Genomic DNA, 16,941 nt, shown 5'->3' with positions numbered 1-16,941 from the left:
TATTTTAGCCGCTAAAACCCATGAAACAACCCGATATTTCGTCACTGGCGGTACTCAGTGACCGTAACACCTGTGCCCTGCTTGATAAAGATGCTATTATAAGCTGGTACTGCCCCGGCGCTTTTGACCGTGCGGCTCTCTTATCATCGCTTATTGATGAGGACAAAGGCGGATATTGGGAAATTGAATGTGATAACAAGACTTTTGTTGACCGGGCTTTCATTGACAGAAGCAGTGTGCTGCAAACCAACTTTAACGTAAATGGCGGCCAACTGTCAATTACCGATTTTATGCCGCTTGCATCAAAATTTCAGGGCATATGCCGTAAAATAAGCCCGGCACCGGCAACTGTTACCGGGCGGGTTCGGTTGGTAGGCGATTATGGCTTAAACCCCTTGAGCCTGCACCATGCATCTGCTCATACCATTGTATTGCCCCAGCAGCAGTTGTGGCTTCATTGTTCACATAAACTAAACATTGTTGATGATGTCATCCAATTTGACGTTCCGGCTGGTGAACCAACCTGGGTTGCCCTGATTAACAGCGAACAGCTTGATTGCAATATGCTTGACGATGCGCTGGCATCTACTTTGGCGGCTTGGAAAGAGATTGAAAAACATATTGATTACAGCGGTTCTTTTGAGTCCGAAGTGCATAATTCTTTACGTGCTTTGCAGCAATTGGTTTACGAGCCTACTGGCGGTATCATTGCCGCACCTACTATAGCGCTACCCGAAGTTGTTGGTGGCAAGCGCAACTACGACTATCGTTATGTATGGATGCGCGATGCAGCACTCATCACTTCATCTCTGGTATCCTTGCAAACTGACGGACAGGTTGAGTATGCGTTCATGTCATTTGTATCAGGTGCAATGAAGAAAAACAATCAATCGCATGTATCCTGTTTTTACGGAATTGATGGTTCCATAAGCACGGATGTTAGAGAGCTGCCTTTGATGGGCTACAAAAATAGCAGCCCTGTGACGGAAGGCAATGCCGCTGCAAATCAATTTCAATTAGATGCCGAGGCTAGTATACTGCTGGCTTGCGGTGCCATTTACGCAAAAACTGGCGAACGCCCCGAATGGGAAACGGTTGAAGCCATTGCAGACTATATATGCAAAAACTGGGAAAGGAAAGATAACGGCATATGGGAAGAAGAGCAGGTGCAGCATTATACATCAAGCAAAGCACTTGCAGCACGCGCTTTAGAAGTTATGGCTCCGTACCAAACCAATACCGAAACAGCTGAACGATGGTTGTATAACGCCGGGCTTATCAGAAACTTCATTAAGGAAAACTGTATAACCAGTTACGGTGCTTACGCTGTGCATGCCGGATCGGAAGAGGTTGATGTAGCATGTGCCCTTTTTGCACCTTTTGGCTTTGACGAGCCAGCTAACTTCCATCTGCAAAAAACAATAGCAACTATTGAAGAGCGTTACGAAGAAGGCAACTTGTATCGCCGGCATTTACTTGAATTCGATTCGGCCAAAGAAGGTGTGTTTTTGGCTGCCAGCTGTTGGATGGCGCATCATTATGCTCTGGCAGGAAACATTAAAAAATCAAAGGCCATATTACAGGCGGTACAAAGCTGCGCCAATGACGTTGGCTATTTCAGCGAGGAATTTGATTTACAAGAAAGCATGATGTTGGGCAATTTTCCGCAAACGTTTGTACATTCCTCATTTATATGTGCTGTCAACGGTTTAAATGAATGTTCGGAAAAAAATATCTAACCTCTTACGCAGGTACACTCTAGCTTTGACAGGCGACTCTTTAGTAATCTGTACTTCGCCTTATCGCACTTGAAAAATCATCTATAAACGCTTTATATATGGTTGGTTGCTCAACTACGCCATCATCTTCATAAGACAACACATTATTGTGTACACTGCCACTCCATCTTAAAGTTTCACTATACATGTTAAGCGATAGTAAAGTTCCTCCAGCAATAGTGCTAAAACGCATGGTGACTGTTCTACGCTCTCCAACTTTAGATGTCAGAATTTTTTTGTCTTTAGTATACAACTTGGCCCTTATAAAACCACTGGCTTTATCTACGTCCTCAATAAAGTAGTCATGGTTTTCAAGATAGTCAAGCGCTTGTTTAAAGCATGTATCGGCGTTAAGTGCAAGCTTTACATGTTTAAAATCTTTAGATTGAGCAGATAAGGTGTTAATTTGGGAGAATAAAAACAAGGCCGATATCAAAGTGAGTATTTTGCAGGTCATAAGGTAGCTTTAATAAATAACGCCACATTGAAGCAGTTAGTGTAATTGACTTTTATTGGACAGATTGAGGTTTACTGTCACAAATCAGTAACTGATTACCGGCATTTGATAACAGTTTTAACCGCCTATCACTTTATGTAGCCGTTCAACACAAATTATTATTAAGTAATTTAGCACACATGCATATTTGGCTTAAATAATAACAAAATGAAGAAGATACTCTCAACCTGCATCCTTGTACTTGTTACACTTGCCACTTATGCCCAAACCATTACCGGTACGTGGTATGGCACCCTCAAAATTGGTGAAAACCCTTTGCACGTCGTATTCCACGTTACCAAAAGCGGTAATGACTATGTAACAACCATGGATAGCCCCGATCAGGGTGCAGTAGGCATAGCAACCGATAAAACGCAATTCGTCAACAATGAGCTTACCATAGAAGCTGCAAAGTTTGGTATGAAATATACCGGTACGTTTAAGGCTGATAGTAATAAAATTAACGGCATCTTTAAACAAGGCCCAGCAAGCCTGCCACTTGTACTTACACCAAACAAACCCGCGGATAGTAAAAAAGCATCAGTTAAGCGCCCGCAAGATCCAACCTCATTTCCTTACAAGCAGGAAGACATTACTTTCAACAATGTGAAAGCCGGCAACATAATCGCTGGTACGCTTACTATACCTACAGGTAAAAAGCCGGAAAAAGTAGTCATATTAATTAGTGGATCGGGTCCGCAAGATCGTAACGAGGAGGTAGCGCAATTTAATCACAGGCCATTTTTGGTATGGAGCGATTGGCTGACCAAACAGGGTATAGCGGTATTGAGGTACGATGATAGAGGTGTTGGAAAATCTACCGGAAAATTTGGTACTGCCACCAGCGCAGATTTTGCAGATGATGCTGAAGCAGCTGTTAACTACTTACAGTCGAGGGCTGATTTCAAAGGCGTATCCATAGGGCTTATGGGTCATAGCGAAGGTGGTATGATTGCTCCAATGGTGGCCGCGCGCAATAATGAAGTAAAGTTTGTTGTACTGCTGGCAGCGCCTGGTGTACCTATCAATGAACTTATGGTGCAACAAAGCACTGACCAAATGCGCCTTTCAGGTGCGCCTGAAAATATCATAACACAATCTGTAGCCACCAACAGCAAACTATTTAAGGCAATGAGGCAGTTTAACAACCTACCCGAGGCTGCCTTTAAAGCAAAGATGGATACGGTAATATATCAGCAATTAAGGGCAACACCTAAAGAAGCCCTTGGTGGTCAAAGCATTGATGATGTAGCAAAACGTACAACCAGCCAAATTTATACTCCATGGTTCAGATACTTTATAGCATATAATCCTGCTGTTAACATTGAAAAGCTGCGTTGCCCTGTGCTAGCGCTTAACGGAACGCTAGATATGCAGGTGCAGGAAAGGGCAAACCTTGCCGGTATAAAAGTCGCCCTAACAAAAGGTAGAAACAAACATTTTGAAATTGTACCCTTACCAAAACTTAACCATCTTTTTCAGCTGGCCAGCACGGGGTCTGGCAGTGAGTATGAAAAAATTGAAGAGACCGTTAACCCCTCAGCTTTGGTTAAAGTTAGCAGCTGGATAACCCGGTTAAAGTAATGAGCAAGAAACAGTCATGGTTTTGGCCAGTTCAAATTAGCTGCTGGTTGCTCATCGGCTTTCTCAACTGGATTGCTCAGTACTCCAGCGGATCGTTCAGTAACGTTAATTTGTACTTGAACCTGGCCGGTATGTGCGCCGGAGGCTTTGCGGTTACCAGCCTTTATCGTGCCTACTTTAGAAGATACAAAGCAACGATTGAAATTAATGCAACTAGACTTGTTGCATTTTTATTTGCATCGGCCTTTGTACAAGCGGCGTTATGGCTTGTAATACTCATAATTATGATGCTGCCTTTTTTAGGGAACAAGCCGCTATCAATAATGCCAATACTGTTTCAAATTGTTCCGTTAATGGGTATAATGCTGGCATGGGATTCTGTTTACCTTGGCTACTACCTTGTAAGGCGCTATCACTCAACGGAGGTAGAAAAATGGAAGCTTGAGGCCGAGGTAAGGCAAGCTCAGTTAGGCACATTGCGGGCTCAAATAAATCCGCACTTTTTGTTCAATTCCCTAAATAATATAAGGGCGCTAATTTTAGAGGATCCAAGCCTGGCGAGACAAACTTTAACCCGCTTTTCGGAAATATTCAGGCATGCTTTACAGCATACAGACGGCCGGGAAATTAACTTGGCCGAGGAGGTTGATATACTTAAACAATACCTTGAACTGGTTAAAATTCAATATGAAGACAAGCTTACTTACCACATTAATGTAGATGACGCTTGCCTTGCGGATTCTATTCCGCCCATGGTACTGCAGCTGTTAGTTGAGAATGCTATTAAGCATGGCATTGCACTACAAAATAATGGTGGCGAAATACGAGTTAACATCAGCCGTAATAGTAATAAATTAATTTTAATGGTTACTAATACCGGCACCTTAGCTATAAACAACCGGCTGGAAGATAGCCTTGGCATTGGCCTTAACAATATCAAAGAAAGGCTTAGATTGCTTTATGGCAACAACGCAACCCTCAATGTGACAGAGGAGTCCCCTTATGTAAATGTTACTATTACAATAATAAAATGATTAAAGCTGTAATTGTTGAAGATTCGAGGTTGGCCCGTGTGGAACTTAAAGAATTACTGCGTACTCATGGCAACATCAATATTATTGGCGAGGCAGACTCCGCTGATAAGGGAATAGAACTAATCAAGCTTACGAATCCGGACTTGGTATTTTTAGACATTCACCTGCCCGGTGCAACCGGTTTTGATTTACTTGAAAAACTTGACTGTTTACCTGCAATAATATTCACTACAGCATTTGAGCAGTATGCCCTACAATCGTTTGACTATCATACAATTGATTATGTGCTAAAACCAATTGCCCCGGAGCGGTTAGCGAAAGCCATACTTAAAGCTTCAGCGCATTTTGGCTCTAAGCAATTACCGGATAAAACAAGCGATGAGGATAACCGGATATTTATTAAAGACCAGCACAAAGCGTGGCTGGTGCCCTTAAAAGATGTCAGATATTTTGAATCGAAAGGCAATTATATACAGGTATTTTTTGGCAATCAAAGTCCGCTTATGTTGCGCACTTTGCAGCAATTGGAAGAAACACTTAACCCCAAACATTTTATACGCATAAACCGGCAGCAGATTGTAAACCTAAGGCACGTTGTAAAGGTTAATTTATCATTGGGAAACCGGCTGAGGCTTACATTAAGTGATGGCTTTACAACCGAAGTATCACGCAGGCAAGTGGCAAAGTTCAAAGAGCAATTTGAATTCAACAGCTAAAAAATTTCAGCTTATTTATAAGCAAAAAATTTGGCCTTAAGCACCGTCTTTGGCCTAATTGGCAAAGGCGGTGTTATAGTATCTGTTTGGCTTCAAATAAATAACGTTATGCTGAAAATCAAGCACGGTATTGAAACGTTTCAAAACGTCGCTGCCCAGGTAATGAACGTTTGTACCGGGCAAAGGCTTACCCTCCGTCATGATTTGGGCAGGGACATTTTTTAGCCGAAACTTCCCAATTTGTAAATCTTGCAAAGCAGCTGTAATCACCGGTATTTCATTGCCCCTGCTACCATGCATTATTACCTTCTTTATAACGTGCATTTTGTTAACAGGAAACTTTGCATTTACCAGAACATCGTTATCAAACATTGCAGCTCGCTGATAACCTAAATCAAAAAAGAATAAGCTTTTACTAATTACGCCATCCTGTGATATCTCACTTTCAATAAATGGTTTATTCCTGATGTAAGTGATGTTGAGCTTTTCGTAACCTTTGTCTTTAGTTAAATGTTTAGGCATTGCTGAATGGATGATCATTTTTTGCTTGTCATAATCAAGCTCCACAACCATACCGTCAAATAAATCCCATCCTAACAAGCCATCAACCTCATGTCCGGCAGTGGTTATGTCATAAATCTTACTCTTGAATTCTTTATTCCCTATGCTAATAGCGTAAGGGGTACTGTATAGTTTCAACTTTGCTTTTACCTTCTTTTTCAGGCTGTCGCTAATTATACATACATCTGTTGCGCCGGTATCAAAGTTTAAAAGAATTGAGTCGGTACCGTTGATTACAACAGGCAAATAGTTAGTGTTAAACTTGTTGATTTTAAACGCAACCGTATCATGAAAAGCGTTGGCGCTGGCACTATAATTTTTAGGCTCCGAACTTTGTATACGGGTAAAGCATGAATCTTTTCCATTCAAAAGTACAATGAAATCTTTTTGCTGCCCGGGCTTCAACTTAAAGCTAATAGAGTCTGTATCTGTTTTAAATACAAAGCTGGTGGCGCGGGTTAATTTACCGGTGGTAAACACATCAGGTTTCTCGGCCGGGTTAATATACCAGTTGTAAACCGCCATATTTTCTTCATAAAATTTAGCTTTGTTTGAATTGGCTTTTACTACCGGAAGATGATGCTGCGCAAATACCCGGCATGCTATAATGAAGAATAATAAGGTCAACTTTGGTTTCATCAAGAATCATTATTACAATCATATGCCTACTGGTAATCAAACCCTAAGTAGATTTCTGATTTTTATTACAATGTTCGTTAATGATAGCAATTATTTCTTGCTTTTGGACAACTGTAAACGGAACTGACTTTATATCTTTGTACTCCATACCTTTCAGGTTTAACCTAATGTAACCGCCGGTCCACTTATTTTCTCGAATTTTTGCAAAGTGCACATCCCGGTAAGGTATAAAAACGAGAGATTCTTCCAGGTAAAAAATATTGAACAAAGGTTTCGCTCTTGATGGTGCGCCATCGCCCCACGGCAGATAATAAACACCTCGATCATCAAGCTTTAGCCAAACAATTTTTCTCGATTTGATTATGTACGATACGCCGCTAATTATAATTAACAGATTAATTAACCCTAAAAGAATTTGAGGAAATCCGGTAAACAACTCAGCATAGAATTTTAAACCGGAGATGATAGACTTATCAATTAACGAAAAGATTATTAAAGGCAATAATGATACAAAAATAAGTATCACACCTATCAGCGTAGCACGGGTAGCCGGGAAATGGTAATGCCTGGTCATTACCACCTTAACAGTTTTATACAATAGCTTGTTTAAGGCGCTATCAACAGCAGCAGACTAAAACCTCGGGATATTTTCATTTTGTTGCATAATCAAGATAGGACAAATTTGCTTCTGTTTTTATCGTAACGTACAATTCCAGTTTCCAGTAAAATGTGGTATGCCTCGAAAACAACATCTCTTGAAACTTTGTACGTTGTACTTAACTTACCAATTTCTGGCAAATAGTAATCGCTATTTAAATTTTGGACACTTATTGTTCTTATTAACACATCAGCCAATTGTTGTTTCAATGGCTTACAGGCTAAAAAATTAGGCATCCAGGATACTGGTAGTTGGTTTTCCATTTAATGGTTAGTTGCTAGCTTATAAGTTTTATTGATAAGAATGGTAATTTGCTGACACCGCCGTCACATACTTTTAATGAACCGGCATAAATGGTTCTGAGTCTTGCTGGTCATGAGCATTCATGCCTTTGGCCTTCCAATAGTTTTCAATATGCTCCAGCGATTGACCTTTGGTTTCCGGCAACAGTTTGTAAACAACTATAAATGCCACCACACAAAAGAAAGCAAAGAACCAGAATGTTCCAGCACTGCCAAAGTCTTTCAACAGTATGGGGGTAAGCTGGCCAACAATGGTATCAGCTATCCACATAGTCATAATACTTATGGCCAAAGCACGGCCCCTTATAGCATTAGGGAAAATTTCAGATGCAACTACAAACTTTAGCGGGCCTATTGAGAAAGCAAAAAACGCCAGGAACGAAAGTACACATACCAGTAACCATACGCTGCTGGTAGCACCTGTGTAAAAGCAATAGCCGGTTGCTATAAGCGTAATGGCTGCCCCGGCTGTGCCGTATAGGTATAAAGGCCGCCTGCCCCAGCTATCTACCTTCCAAATAGCAAACAGGGTAAAAATCATGTTTGCAGCACCAAATATAATCTGACTAATAAGCGAGTTGCTTAGCGATATGCCTGCACTGCTTAAAATGCTTGGCCCGTAGTAAACTATGGCGTTTATGCCGCTAAACTGCGAGAACAATGGCAAAAGTATACCTATAAGTAAGGCTTTCCGCATGCCGGGCGCAAATAACTCTTTGTATGATCCTTGTGGCGCAGCTTCACTTTTACTAACGTCATTAATACTACCCTGGTTATGTGATATGGCCTGCAAAATTGCTGTCGCTTCATTAGTTCTGCCTTTTTGCATCAGCCATCTCGGACTTTCAGGAACAGTAACCAATCCTCCCAAAAAAGCAACTGCAGGTATAGCACCCAAACCAAGCATTGCACGCCATATTTGCTTTACAAGTATAAGTTGCGAAGCAGATGTAGCTGCGTAATGAACTAATGCCGCGTTAGTCAGGTAAGCTACTAATATGCCGAATGTTATAGCGAGCTGATAGTAGGTAACCAACCGGCCACGAATGTTTGCCGGAGCTATTTCTGATATGTACAACGGAACTACGTTACTGGCAATACCAATACCTATACCGCCTATAAGGCGCGAAATTACTATAAGCGTTAACGTGGGCATAAAGGCGCAGCCCACAGCCGACAGCAGGAACAACGCGGCTGACAGCAACATAGGTACCCTGCGGCCCAAACGGTCGCTTAGCTCACCTGATAAGGCAACGCCTATAATGCAACCTATTAATGCTGATGATACAAACCAACCTTCCTGCACAGCAGTGAGTGAAAATTGAGTTTTAACAAAAGGCAGCACGCCCGATATAACAGCCATATCAAAACCAAATAAAAACCCTCCTAAAGAGGCAACTATGGTGATAGCAATAAGGCTTATACTTTTATTCTTCATCATAAAAACTATGTAATTGGCTATTAAGCAGGTTACTTTTTATTGCTCTGTAACTGGCTTAAACGGGTATATAATTCGGCTATGCATGCTTCATCAAGCAGCCATTTAGGCTTCTTTAAACCCTCGGCATCGGGCAACCAGGTGTGGGTAATAAATCCGTATTCATCACGCGAATTGGTCCACGCGTAATTCAAAGCATCTTCAACGGCTTTGATGTAGGAATAATTACCGTCAACGTTATAAAGTGCCGCATAACCTCTGAATAGTACCGTAACAAACCAGGGTAAATCAATAGCTATAGGCAAATTTTTATTACGAGATTTGCTCGAAAAGTACTTGTAACTGTCTGCTGCCATTTGCTGGGCCTCACGCAAATACTGCTTATCATTAGTAAATTGGTACAGTAGAACGGCTGCCTCAATTAACGACCCTGTGTTGTAGGTCCAGTAAACATGATTTAACTTATTGCTACCTGTTTTTATATCGTTAGCTATAACGCCGTTGGTATCTTTAAGGGTTTTATACATCCAAGTATAATACCGTTTGCCTGCTTCCAGGTAAGCTTTGTCCTTACTTCCCTGATAAATTTTTAGCGCCGTCAGTGTAGCCATTCCGTTGCTGCATGCCGGTTTTTGGTCTTTATGACCTTCCAGCCAGGTAACTCCCCCACCTGCATCATTATTCCAACCACTCTCAATAAACTTAAACACCTGTTTGGCACGTTTTAAGTACAAAGGATTGCGTGTTACAAAGTAAGATTCCATGTAGTCGATACCCACCAAACCGTTATCATCGTAATACCTGTCGGCTTTTTCAAATTTTACAGGATAAGCTTGGTAACCTAATGGTTGCCGCTTCGAATCGGCATATAACTCAATTCCGTGCACCAGCGTATCCTGATATTGCTTGTACTTAAGCTTATAAGAATTGGAAAGATGCATGAGGGCATTTGTTGCCGAAAACACACCTGAAAAAGGCCATAAAAAGCTAACCTGCTTTTCGGCTACGCCGCCGCCCTGCATGTAACTCAGTGAATCCTTTTTGTTATCAGGATAATTCTCCTTAAACAAACCCGGTTGTGCCGGTACACGGTACCGTTTCCAAACCAAATCGTAAATGTTCTCAGCCCTTTGCAAGTAATTTTGAGCCTTATCATCTTTAGATTGAGCAGATACATGCACTGCAGCGCAGCAAAATACAGCAACCGTCAATAATTTCAATTTCAGCATAACGCGTTATAATTTGGTGCTATTGTATTGATGGTGGAGGTGTTTTGGTTCCCCACTTTTGGTTGGGTTGTTTACCCATAACAAACACCAACTTGCCACCCTTCATCAGTTCATCGCGGTACATCCAGCAATTTTCGACAGGCTTACCGTTAAAGGTGAGGCTTTGTACATAAACGTTGTCTTTTGCGTTGTTGCGGGTTTCAATTTGTAACGTTTTACCGGCCAACAGGCTTATGCGTGCAGTATTAAATATAGGGCTGCCGAATTGAATGATGGGACGCTGATCGGTAAAGCCTTTTACGTCAAACAAACCTAGTGACGATAGCACATACCACGAGCCAAGTTGTCCCTGATCTTCATCCTGCCCATAGCCATAACCGTGAATTGACTCGGTACCGTAAAATTCGTTACAAATACTGTGTATCCATTTTTGCGTAAGCCACGGCTTGCCCGAGAAATTAAATAACCAGCCGATGTGCAGGTTAGGTTGGTTACCCTGGTTATACAATGCGTTCACCCCGGCAAAAGCGTCAATGGTTTTACCACCACCAAAGCCATTCTTTTCTGACGCTTCAAATATGGTATTCAAGCGCGAATTGAAGGTCGAATCGCCTACGGCGTTTATTAAGGCCTTAGGGTTATGAGGCACAAAAAAGGTATACTGCGTAGCATTCCCTTCCTGAAATCCTCTCCAAGGCTGCATCGGATCAAAGCGCTCTATAAATTTACCTTCGGCAGTTTTAGGCTGAATAAGCTTACTTGCTGAATTGAATAACTTATCCCACCCTTCAGCGTAATTAATAAGTTGCTTGTAATCGCTGGTTTTACCCAGTGCTTTTGCCATTTGGGCTGCAGCAAAAGCGCTGTAGCTGTATTCAAGCGTGTGCGATGCAGAAAAATTTGACCCTGTTGAATCGGTCACAAAATTACTGCCGTCACCATCAAGATGCGGCACATACCCATATTTCAAAAATGCCCTGGTATCCATTTTTCCTGAGCCTACTAAGCGGTTTCTCCAACCCAACTCGTTGTTTTTTACAGCCTCATAAGCCAACTTGGTATCAAAACTACGTATACCCACCTGGTATGCAGCTGCAATGGCTAACCCTACAAAGTTGGTTCCTACGCCCGATGCGTACTCGCTATTGGCAATACCATCACCAAACCAGCCTTTATCTTTGTATAGCCTAAGTTGTGTATTTACAAACCGCTCATACCATTCCGGATAAGCTAATGACCATAACTGAGTAAGGTTCCAGTAGCCACCCCATATGGCATCAGTATTAATGAAACCATGCTTTTTTTCCTGAGCCGACAGTTGACCAATAGTTGCACGATGTTTTGGATAAGCTCCATTAACATCGCTGGCTAAGCCACGGCCAAGTAAAGCATGATAAAGGCCTGTATAAAACTTTATTTTATCGGCTTCAATATTACTTTCAACCTGTAGCTTGTTTAATTCCTGTCTCCAGGTTTTTTTAGCTAATTCCAAGGCGCTGTCAAATTTTAGCTTTGCCGCCTCAGCTATAAAGTTAGCCTTTGCGTTTGCCACTGAAGTGTAGCTTAGCCCTACTTTTACTTCAATTTTTTCGCCTGCTACTGTTTTATAATTTAAGGCCAGGCCTGCACCAACGCCCTTGGCTGCTTTTTGCCCCGGCTTGGTACCTGCCTTGGTGAAGGCCGTTACCGATGACGGCTTTTTGCCAAGCTCGCCATAAATAAACATGGCTACTTTGCCGCCGGGGTCATAGCTTGCCACATATTTTGGGTACGTGTATACATAACCCGAAAAGTGTGTAGCATCAATCATGTGTATCTCTGCATCCGTTGCCTCGCCGCTTTCTCCCTGTTTACGGCCAATATCTAAAACTATATGCGCATTGGTTGATTTGGGAAACGTGTAACGGTGAAAGCCTACACGTTTGGTTGCAGTAAGCTCGGCGGTGATTTGATAATCGTCAAGCTTTACTTTGTAATATCCAGGCTGTGCTACTTCATTTTTACGGTCAAATACTGAACGGTAACCGCTTGAAGGTTTGTCAAGCTGGCCAGGCACAACTTTAAGTTCGCCGGTGGTAGGCATAAAGCTCACACCCCCAACCTGCCATTCATGAAAATGGACAAAACCTTCAATTGAGTTATGCCTTACATCGTAACCAACAGCTTCCCAACCCTGCGCATTGCCATAACTACCGTTGGTTGATGGTGCAAGTTTGGCCATTCCGCCCGGCACAGCTGCCGGTGTAAAGAAAAACCAGCGACTATGTGCTGTTCCTATTCCGGGGTTAACATATTGTAATACATCCTGCGCTATGGCTTGGCCTATAGTGAGAGTGGCTAAAGCCAGCGCTGTTTGTAAAAAGAGTATTTTTTTCATAAAAAAGGATAGAAAATTTTAGAAACGCCTGATATTATTAACGGTATTTTGACAACATCACCTGCACACGTTGCATCCAGGCCTGGTCTACACCTTCCAGGTTGCTATATCTGCCGGCGCCGTTTAAACCTGCGTACTGATAGTACCCGTTCAAAGCAGGATTTTTTAGTATTACGTTAATAGCATCTACGTTTGCTTTGGCATAAACCAGCCAGTTACTGTTCTGGTCCAACTCGTAAAGCTTTATCATGGCTTGCGTAGCCCAGCCGCTGTAACAGCCGTTTACACGTAAATCATTGGTGTTGAAAATAAAAACATTGTAGCTTTTATCCCATAAGCCCCTTATCATGGCGTTACCTAATGCCTGGGCTTTGGTTTTGTAGGTATTATCGCCCATGGCATCGGCATATAGCAACTGCGCTTCAACCATAATGGCGTTATCATAGGTAAACTTCACATTATTTTTAGAGCCGTTTTTTTCTATCTGCCAAATGTATAAGCCCGAGTTGCTATCATATAATTGGCTGTTAAGCCAGTCGTTTACTAAAACAGCCCAGTCTTTATACTGCGTAGTGCCGGTTATTTTATAAAGCCTTGCAAACAGCTGCATGGCAAGTCCGTTTGACTGGGTGGGCTTTACAGTTTTTTCGGTAGTCCACCAAAAGCCACCGTTGAAGGTATTATCCCATTGACCGCTGTTAATTAACCATTTGGCACAAGATTGTGCCGCTGCCAGGTAATCACTTTTAACCGTACCGGTGGTTACATCATAGGCATCTAAATAAGCCATACCAGTAAGCGCATTATCATCAGTGTACTTAACGCCACTGGCTCCTGTTCCGTCTAAATTGGCATAAGCAAAGTAACCTCCGTTGGCGTTTGACTTATCCTCAAGCTTTTTTAGCCAGTTAAAGGTGTTGTTCATGGAGGTCATGGAGCCTGCCTGCCCGTTAGCCACCATAGCAGCATCAGCATAAATATGGCTTGCTACATACCACTCAAAGGCGCTTGTGGTATTCGTAGTTGTATTTACCTTGTAACTGCCAAAAGGAGTACCATAGCCCGAATTGATAAAGGCTTGCGTGGCTTTAGCATTAGTGAGGTATACAGATTCAGTTACCGGGTTTCCACCATCACCCCCTCCTCCGTTGTTACCACCGTTATTTTCACTATCAGGTGTGGTTTTTGATTTACCGCACGAGGCAAACAAAACGCCAAGTACAATAATCAGGTTGTAATACTGCTTTCTCATGGTTTATCAGGTAAATGAGGGTAACGCGGTAGTAATTACACCACTCACGTTACCCGTTTCGTTTTAATTTACTTATTGGTTAGTTTACGGCTGTTGCGGTATGTGAATAAGCGGCATTGGCTTTGAAATAAACATCTACTTTGGCGTTATGCGTATCAATAGATGGATCAAACTTATAGGTGTTGTTCCATTGATCATTAGTAACCGGAGCAAGGTTAAAATAACTTGCGGGTTGCCCTGCAGGAGCTACGTTATCTCTGTTTACACTCCCCATGTACTCTGCTCCTGCCGAGGTATGTAATATGAACTTATAACGTTCATCACGTCCCCATGAAAACTGGTAGAAAGTAACGGGGATACGTGCATTGCTCCAGGTACTGTTACCTGAATAGGTAAGCTGGCCTATCTCAGTATTATATGCCGACATAAATAAACCAACCGACTGTATGCCAATAACATTGCTTGTAGCCACGTTAAAGTTAAGCCTTATACGATATGCGCTTGTTGTAGCACTAACGGCGGTTGTTTGTTCGCCTTGCTGAATTGTGCCGCTGCCGTTTAAATAATACTTTGTGCCTGCAGTAGTTGCTTTATCAGTAAACTGATACGTACCCGGCTGTAACGATGTGTAGAGTTCAAACACGCCTGGCGAAGTTTGTTTAAATGCTATTGCTTTAGTAACATCAGCTGCGCCTGCCTCAGTAGCAGAGCCTGTAAGGAACAAAGTGCTTGGTGCAACTGCAAAACCAGCCGGGCGGGTTATCTGCAATGTATTTACGGCACTGCCGGTTTGGACGTTAGCAGCCTTTGATGCCCTCACCGTCCACTTAAGCGTGCCAGTGCTTGATGAAGCTATGCCCGCCAGTGAAGCAATTTTGTTCAACGTATCTTGCGGAATAGTAGCCTGCTGCTGAACGCCTGTTCCATCGGCTAAAACGCGGTACGCTGGTTTGCTGAAGTTACCATCGGCTTTATCAAAAGCAACTTCATATAATATAACACCACCCTCAGAGGCCGATGCTGCGTTCCATTTAAATACTACGCTGCTACCACCCGGTTGCAGGTTTAAAGAAGCGGAATTCACCGGTGCAGAAAGCGTACTCACAGCAGTAATATCACTATTTAATTGGCGAGTGTCCTTCTTACATGAACTAGCTGTAAAAAGTGCAAGCACACCTAAGGCAATGTTTATAACAGAGGTTTTCATCTGGATAATTGGTTTAATTGGTTTGGTTATTAATAGCCAGGATTTTGAGTAAGGTTAGCGTTCAGCGTTTGGTCGCCGCTTGGTATAGCCCATAAGTAATCGCGGTTGGGGTTGAAACGTCTTAACTGAACGCGGATGTAACCATTATCGGTAGTCGGATCGCCCGAAAAGCGTGCACCATGTACGTACCTGTTTAGTACTGTTTCGGCTATTCTCCAACGTCTGATATCGTCAATACGAATACCTTCCATAGCCAGTTCGGCGCGGCGCTCACGTCTGATAACGTTAGTTAAATCACCACCTGGGTAACTTAAAGCTGCCGCATCTGAAAAGCCTGCGCGGGTACGCAGCGCTCCTATAGTACGGTTCCAAACAGTGGCATCCATTTGTCCTAAACTATTTTTTGCCTCGGCGTAGGTAAGCAATATCTCTGCGTACCTGAAAAGGTGAAGGTTATTGCCCGATGTGAAGTTTGCAAGAGCTGATGGGTCAAAGTATTTACGCCAGTAGTAAGCTGTTGGTGATGAACTTTGCCTGCCTGATGAATATTCATCGGGCCCAGGACGGGTTGGATCACTGCCCGGACGGATATAAATGATTTTGCTGGTACCGTTAACACCTCCGCCATTGTTCCAGTTATATCTGTCATAAACAACGGTTGCTGTTAAGCGTGGATCGCGGTTAACATAAGGGTTGTTCTCATCATATCCTGAACCAGATTCGGTAATTCCTTTACCGTTAAGCATAATATAATCATCCACCAGTTCCTGGGTTGGAGCAAGGGCGCTTACACGTCCACCTACGCTGTTAGGGGCAAAATCCCAAAAATCCGTCCAGGTACGGGTAGTGGCAGGCACATATTGTAAAGACAATATAGTTTCAGGATTATTGCGATTTACCGATGGGTCGCTGAATAAATTACTGTAATTAGATGCTAATGAGTAAGTGCCGTTAACACTGCTGTTATTCATCAATGCTTCGCAAACGGTTACTACCTCGGCCATGCGGTTACCCTGGTACAATAATACGCGTGCTTGCAAGGCTAATGCAGCACCTTTGGTAATGCGGCCGTTTTCGGCAGGTGACAGCTGATCTTTTGATGGTAATGAAGCTACAATATCTTTTAACTCATTGATCACAAAATTCACTACCTCGGCACGTGGAGTTTTAGCGATTACCTTTGCTTCATCCTGCGTTAGGTCTTTAGTAACCAAGGGCACGTCACCATACCATTTAGTTAGGTTAAAATGCTCAAATGCACGGATGAATCTTACTTCAGACTTTAACCTGTTTAAGGTTGCGGTGCCAAGTGTTGTATTTCTATCAACGTTTTCAAGGAATTGGTTGCATGATTTAATTGTGCTGTAGTAGTAAGCCCAATCTCCGGCAAATTTTGGAGTAAGCGAATTAGCGTTACCACTTGCTATTTGTATGAGGTCGTTATTGTTTTGAGAGTAGGCATTATCAGATAATCCTTCGGCACCAAAATATAAGCCGCTGTTGTACATTAAGCTGTAGTTATTGTTCAGCGCATTATATACGTTGGCATCTGCCGTCCAAAAATTAAGTATGGAGTAGGCATCTGTTGGTGCTAAGTCGAGTTTACGACAGCTGCTCACAACAATCAATGCCGTTATTGCTAAATATTTAGTAATGTGTTTCATAATCCT

General features: G+C 42.5%; 14 protein-coding genes. 4 read left to right on the top strand and 10 right to left on the bottom strand.

Annotation, left to right across the window (positions count from 1 at the left end; genetic code table 11):
* The first annotated feature begins 20 nt into the window (after positions 1-20).
* The gene (locus QZ407_RS00690) at positions 21-1,739 is read left to right on the top strand and encodes a glycoside hydrolase family 15 protein (RefSeq protein WP_295767140.1); all 1,719 of its coding nucleotides are present in this window, start codon (positions 21-23) and stop codon (positions 1,737-1,739) included.
* A gap of 40 nt (positions 1,740-1,779) precedes the next feature.
* Here QZ407_RS00690 and QZ407_RS00685 read toward each other — a convergent pair whose 3' ends face one another.
* Positions 1,780-2,235, bottom strand: a complete 456-nt coding sequence (locus QZ407_RS00685) for a hypothetical protein (RefSeq protein WP_295767139.1) — start codon at positions 2,233-2,235, stop codon at positions 1,780-1,782.
* A 207-nt stretch (positions 2,236-2,442) separates the two neighbouring features.
* Here QZ407_RS00685 and QZ407_RS00680 point away from each other — a divergent pair, with 207 nt between their 5' ends.
* Genes QZ407_RS00680 through QZ407_RS00670 form a run of 3 tightly spaced genes read left to right on the top strand, consistent with a single transcriptional unit; the run spans position 2,443 to position 5,608 of the window.
* The gene (locus tag QZ407_RS00680; protein ID WP_295767138.1) at positions 2,443-3,858 is read left to right on the top strand and encodes an alpha/beta fold hydrolase; all 1,416 of its coding nucleotides are present in this window, start codon (positions 2,443-2,445) and stop codon (positions 3,856-3,858) included.
* On the top strand, positions 3,858-4,892 hold the full coding sequence (locus tag QZ407_RS00675) for a histidine kinase (protein WP_295767137.1): 1,035 nt from the start codon (positions 3,858-3,860) through the stop codon (positions 4,890-4,892). Before QZ407_RS00680 ends, QZ407_RS00675 begins: the two co-directional genes overlap by 1 nt.
* Entirely contained in the window at positions 4,889-5,608 is a 720-nt protein-coding gene (locus tag QZ407_RS00670) for a LytTR family DNA-binding domain-containing protein (protein ID WP_295767136.1), read from the top strand. Before QZ407_RS00675 ends, QZ407_RS00670 begins: the two co-directional genes overlap by 4 nt.
* 54 nt (positions 5,609-5,662) lie before the next feature.
* Here the strand turns inward: QZ407_RS00670 and QZ407_RS00665 are convergent, their stop codons facing one another.
* The 9 genes from QZ407_RS00665 to QZ407_RS00630 form a co-directional block, all read right to left on the bottom strand.
* A complete protein-coding gene (locus QZ407_RS00665) occupies positions 5,663-6,808 on the bottom strand; it encodes a hypothetical protein (protein ID WP_295767135.1) in 1,146 nt (381 codons plus the stop codon).
* Between the two features lie 43 nt (positions 6,809-6,851).
* Entirely contained in the window at positions 6,852-7,382 is a 531-nt protein-coding gene (locus QZ407_RS00660) for a hypothetical protein (RefSeq protein ID WP_295767134.1), read from the bottom strand.
* Positions 7,383-7,474: 92 nt separating this feature from the next.
* Positions 7,475-7,702: a GntR family transcriptional regulator gene (locus QZ407_RS17540; protein WP_365334403.1), complete on the bottom strand. Its 228-nt coding sequence runs from the start codon at positions 7,700-7,702 to the stop codon at positions 7,475-7,477.
* 100 nt (positions 7,703-7,802) lie between these two features.
* Positions 7,803-9,209 (bottom strand): sugar porter family MFS transporter, encoded by a 1,407-nt coding sequence (locus QZ407_RS00655; RefSeq protein WP_295767133.1) that lies wholly within the window; start codon positions 9,207-9,209, stop codon positions 7,803-7,805.
* Positions 9,210-9,238: 29 nt separating this feature from the next.
* Positions 9,239-10,435 (bottom strand): glycoside hydrolase family 76 protein, encoded by a 1,197-nt coding sequence (locus QZ407_RS00650; RefSeq protein WP_295767132.1) that lies wholly within the window; start codon positions 10,433-10,435, stop codon positions 9,239-9,241.
* Positions 10,436-10,454: 19 nt separating this feature from the next.
* Positions 10,455-12,812, bottom strand: a complete 2,358-nt coding sequence (locus tag QZ407_RS00645; protein WP_295767131.1) for a GH92 family glycosyl hydrolase — start codon at positions 12,810-12,812, stop codon at positions 10,455-10,457.
* A 37-nt stretch (positions 12,813-12,849) separates the two neighbouring features.
* Positions 12,850-14,064 carry a glycoside hydrolase family 76 protein gene (locus QZ407_RS00640; protein ID WP_295767130.1) on the bottom strand — a complete coding sequence of 405 codons (1,215 nt, stop codon included), beginning with the start codon at positions 14,062-14,064 and terminating at the stop codon, positions 12,850-12,852.
* Positions 14,065-14,143: 79 nt separating this feature from the next.
* On the bottom strand, positions 14,144-15,271 hold the full coding sequence (locus tag QZ407_RS00635) for a SusE domain-containing protein (RefSeq protein WP_295767129.1): 1,128 nt from the start codon (positions 15,269-15,271) through the stop codon (positions 14,144-14,146).
* 29 nt (positions 15,272-15,300) lie between these two features.
* Complete coding sequence (locus QZ407_RS00630) at positions 15,301-16,935, bottom strand: RagB/SusD family nutrient uptake outer membrane protein (protein ID WP_295767128.1); 1,635 nt, start codon at positions 16,933-16,935, stop codon at positions 15,301-15,303.
* Between the last annotated feature and the right edge of the window lie 6 nt (positions 16,936-16,941).

Source organism: uncultured Mucilaginibacter sp., assembly GCF_913773635.1.
Lineage (GTDB): Bacteria > Bacteroidota > Bacteroidia > Sphingobacteriales > Sphingobacteriaceae > Mucilaginibacter.
The sequence above is the reverse complement of the archived record's forward strand: the minus strand, read 5'-3'. Positions and strand labels throughout refer to the sequence as shown.

Bases quoted from the DNA above. Each gene is read 5' to 3' on its own strand.
- QZ407_RS00690 (WP_295767140.1), top strand. From the start codon at position 21: ATGAAACAACCCGATATTTCGTCACTGGCGGTACTCAGTGACCGTAAC.
- QZ407_RS00685 (WP_295767139.1), bottom strand. From the start codon at position 2,235: ATGACCTGCAAAATACTCACTTTGATATCGGCCTTGTTTTTATTCTCC.
- QZ407_RS00680 (WP_295767138.1), top strand. From the start codon at position 2,443: ATGAAGAAGATACTCTCAACCTGCATCCTTGTACTTGTTACACTTGCC.
- QZ407_RS00675 (WP_295767137.1), top strand. From the start codon at position 3,858: ATGAGCAAGAAACAGTCATGGTTTTGGCCAGTTCAAATTAGCTGCTGG.
- QZ407_RS00670 (WP_295767136.1), top strand. From the start codon at position 4,889: ATGATTAAAGCTGTAATTGTTGAAGATTCGAGGTTGGCCCGTGTGGAA.
- QZ407_RS00665 (WP_295767135.1), bottom strand. From the start codon at position 6,808: ATGAAACCAAAGTTGACCTTATTATTCTTCATTATAGCATGCCGGGTA.
- QZ407_RS00660 (WP_295767134.1), bottom strand. From the start codon at position 7,382: ATGACCAGGCATTACCATTTCCCGGCTACCCGTGCTACGCTGATAGGT.
- QZ407_RS17540 (WP_365334403.1), bottom strand. From the start codon at position 7,702: ATGCCTAATTTTTTAGCCTGTAAGCCATTGAAACAACAATTGGCTGAT.
- QZ407_RS00655 (WP_295767133.1), bottom strand. From the start codon at position 9,209: ATGATGAAGAATAAAAGTATAAGCCTTATTGCTATCACCATAGTTGCC.
- QZ407_RS00650 (WP_295767132.1), bottom strand. From the start codon at position 10,435: ATGCTGAAATTGAAATTATTGACGGTTGCTGTATTTTGCTGCGCTGCA.
- QZ407_RS00645 (WP_295767131.1), bottom strand. From the start codon at position 12,812: ATGAAAAAAATACTCTTTTTACAAACAGCGCTGGCTTTAGCCACTCTC.
- QZ407_RS00640 (WP_295767130.1), bottom strand. From the start codon at position 14,064: ATGAGAAAGCAGTATTACAACCTGATTATTGTACTTGGCGTTTTGTTT.
- QZ407_RS00635 (WP_295767129.1), bottom strand. From the start codon at position 15,271: ATGAAAACCTCTGTTATAAACATTGCCTTAGGTGTGCTTGCACTTTTT.
- QZ407_RS00630 (WP_295767128.1), bottom strand. From the start codon at position 16,935: ATGAAACACATTACTAAATATTTAGCAATAACGGCATTGATTGTTGTG.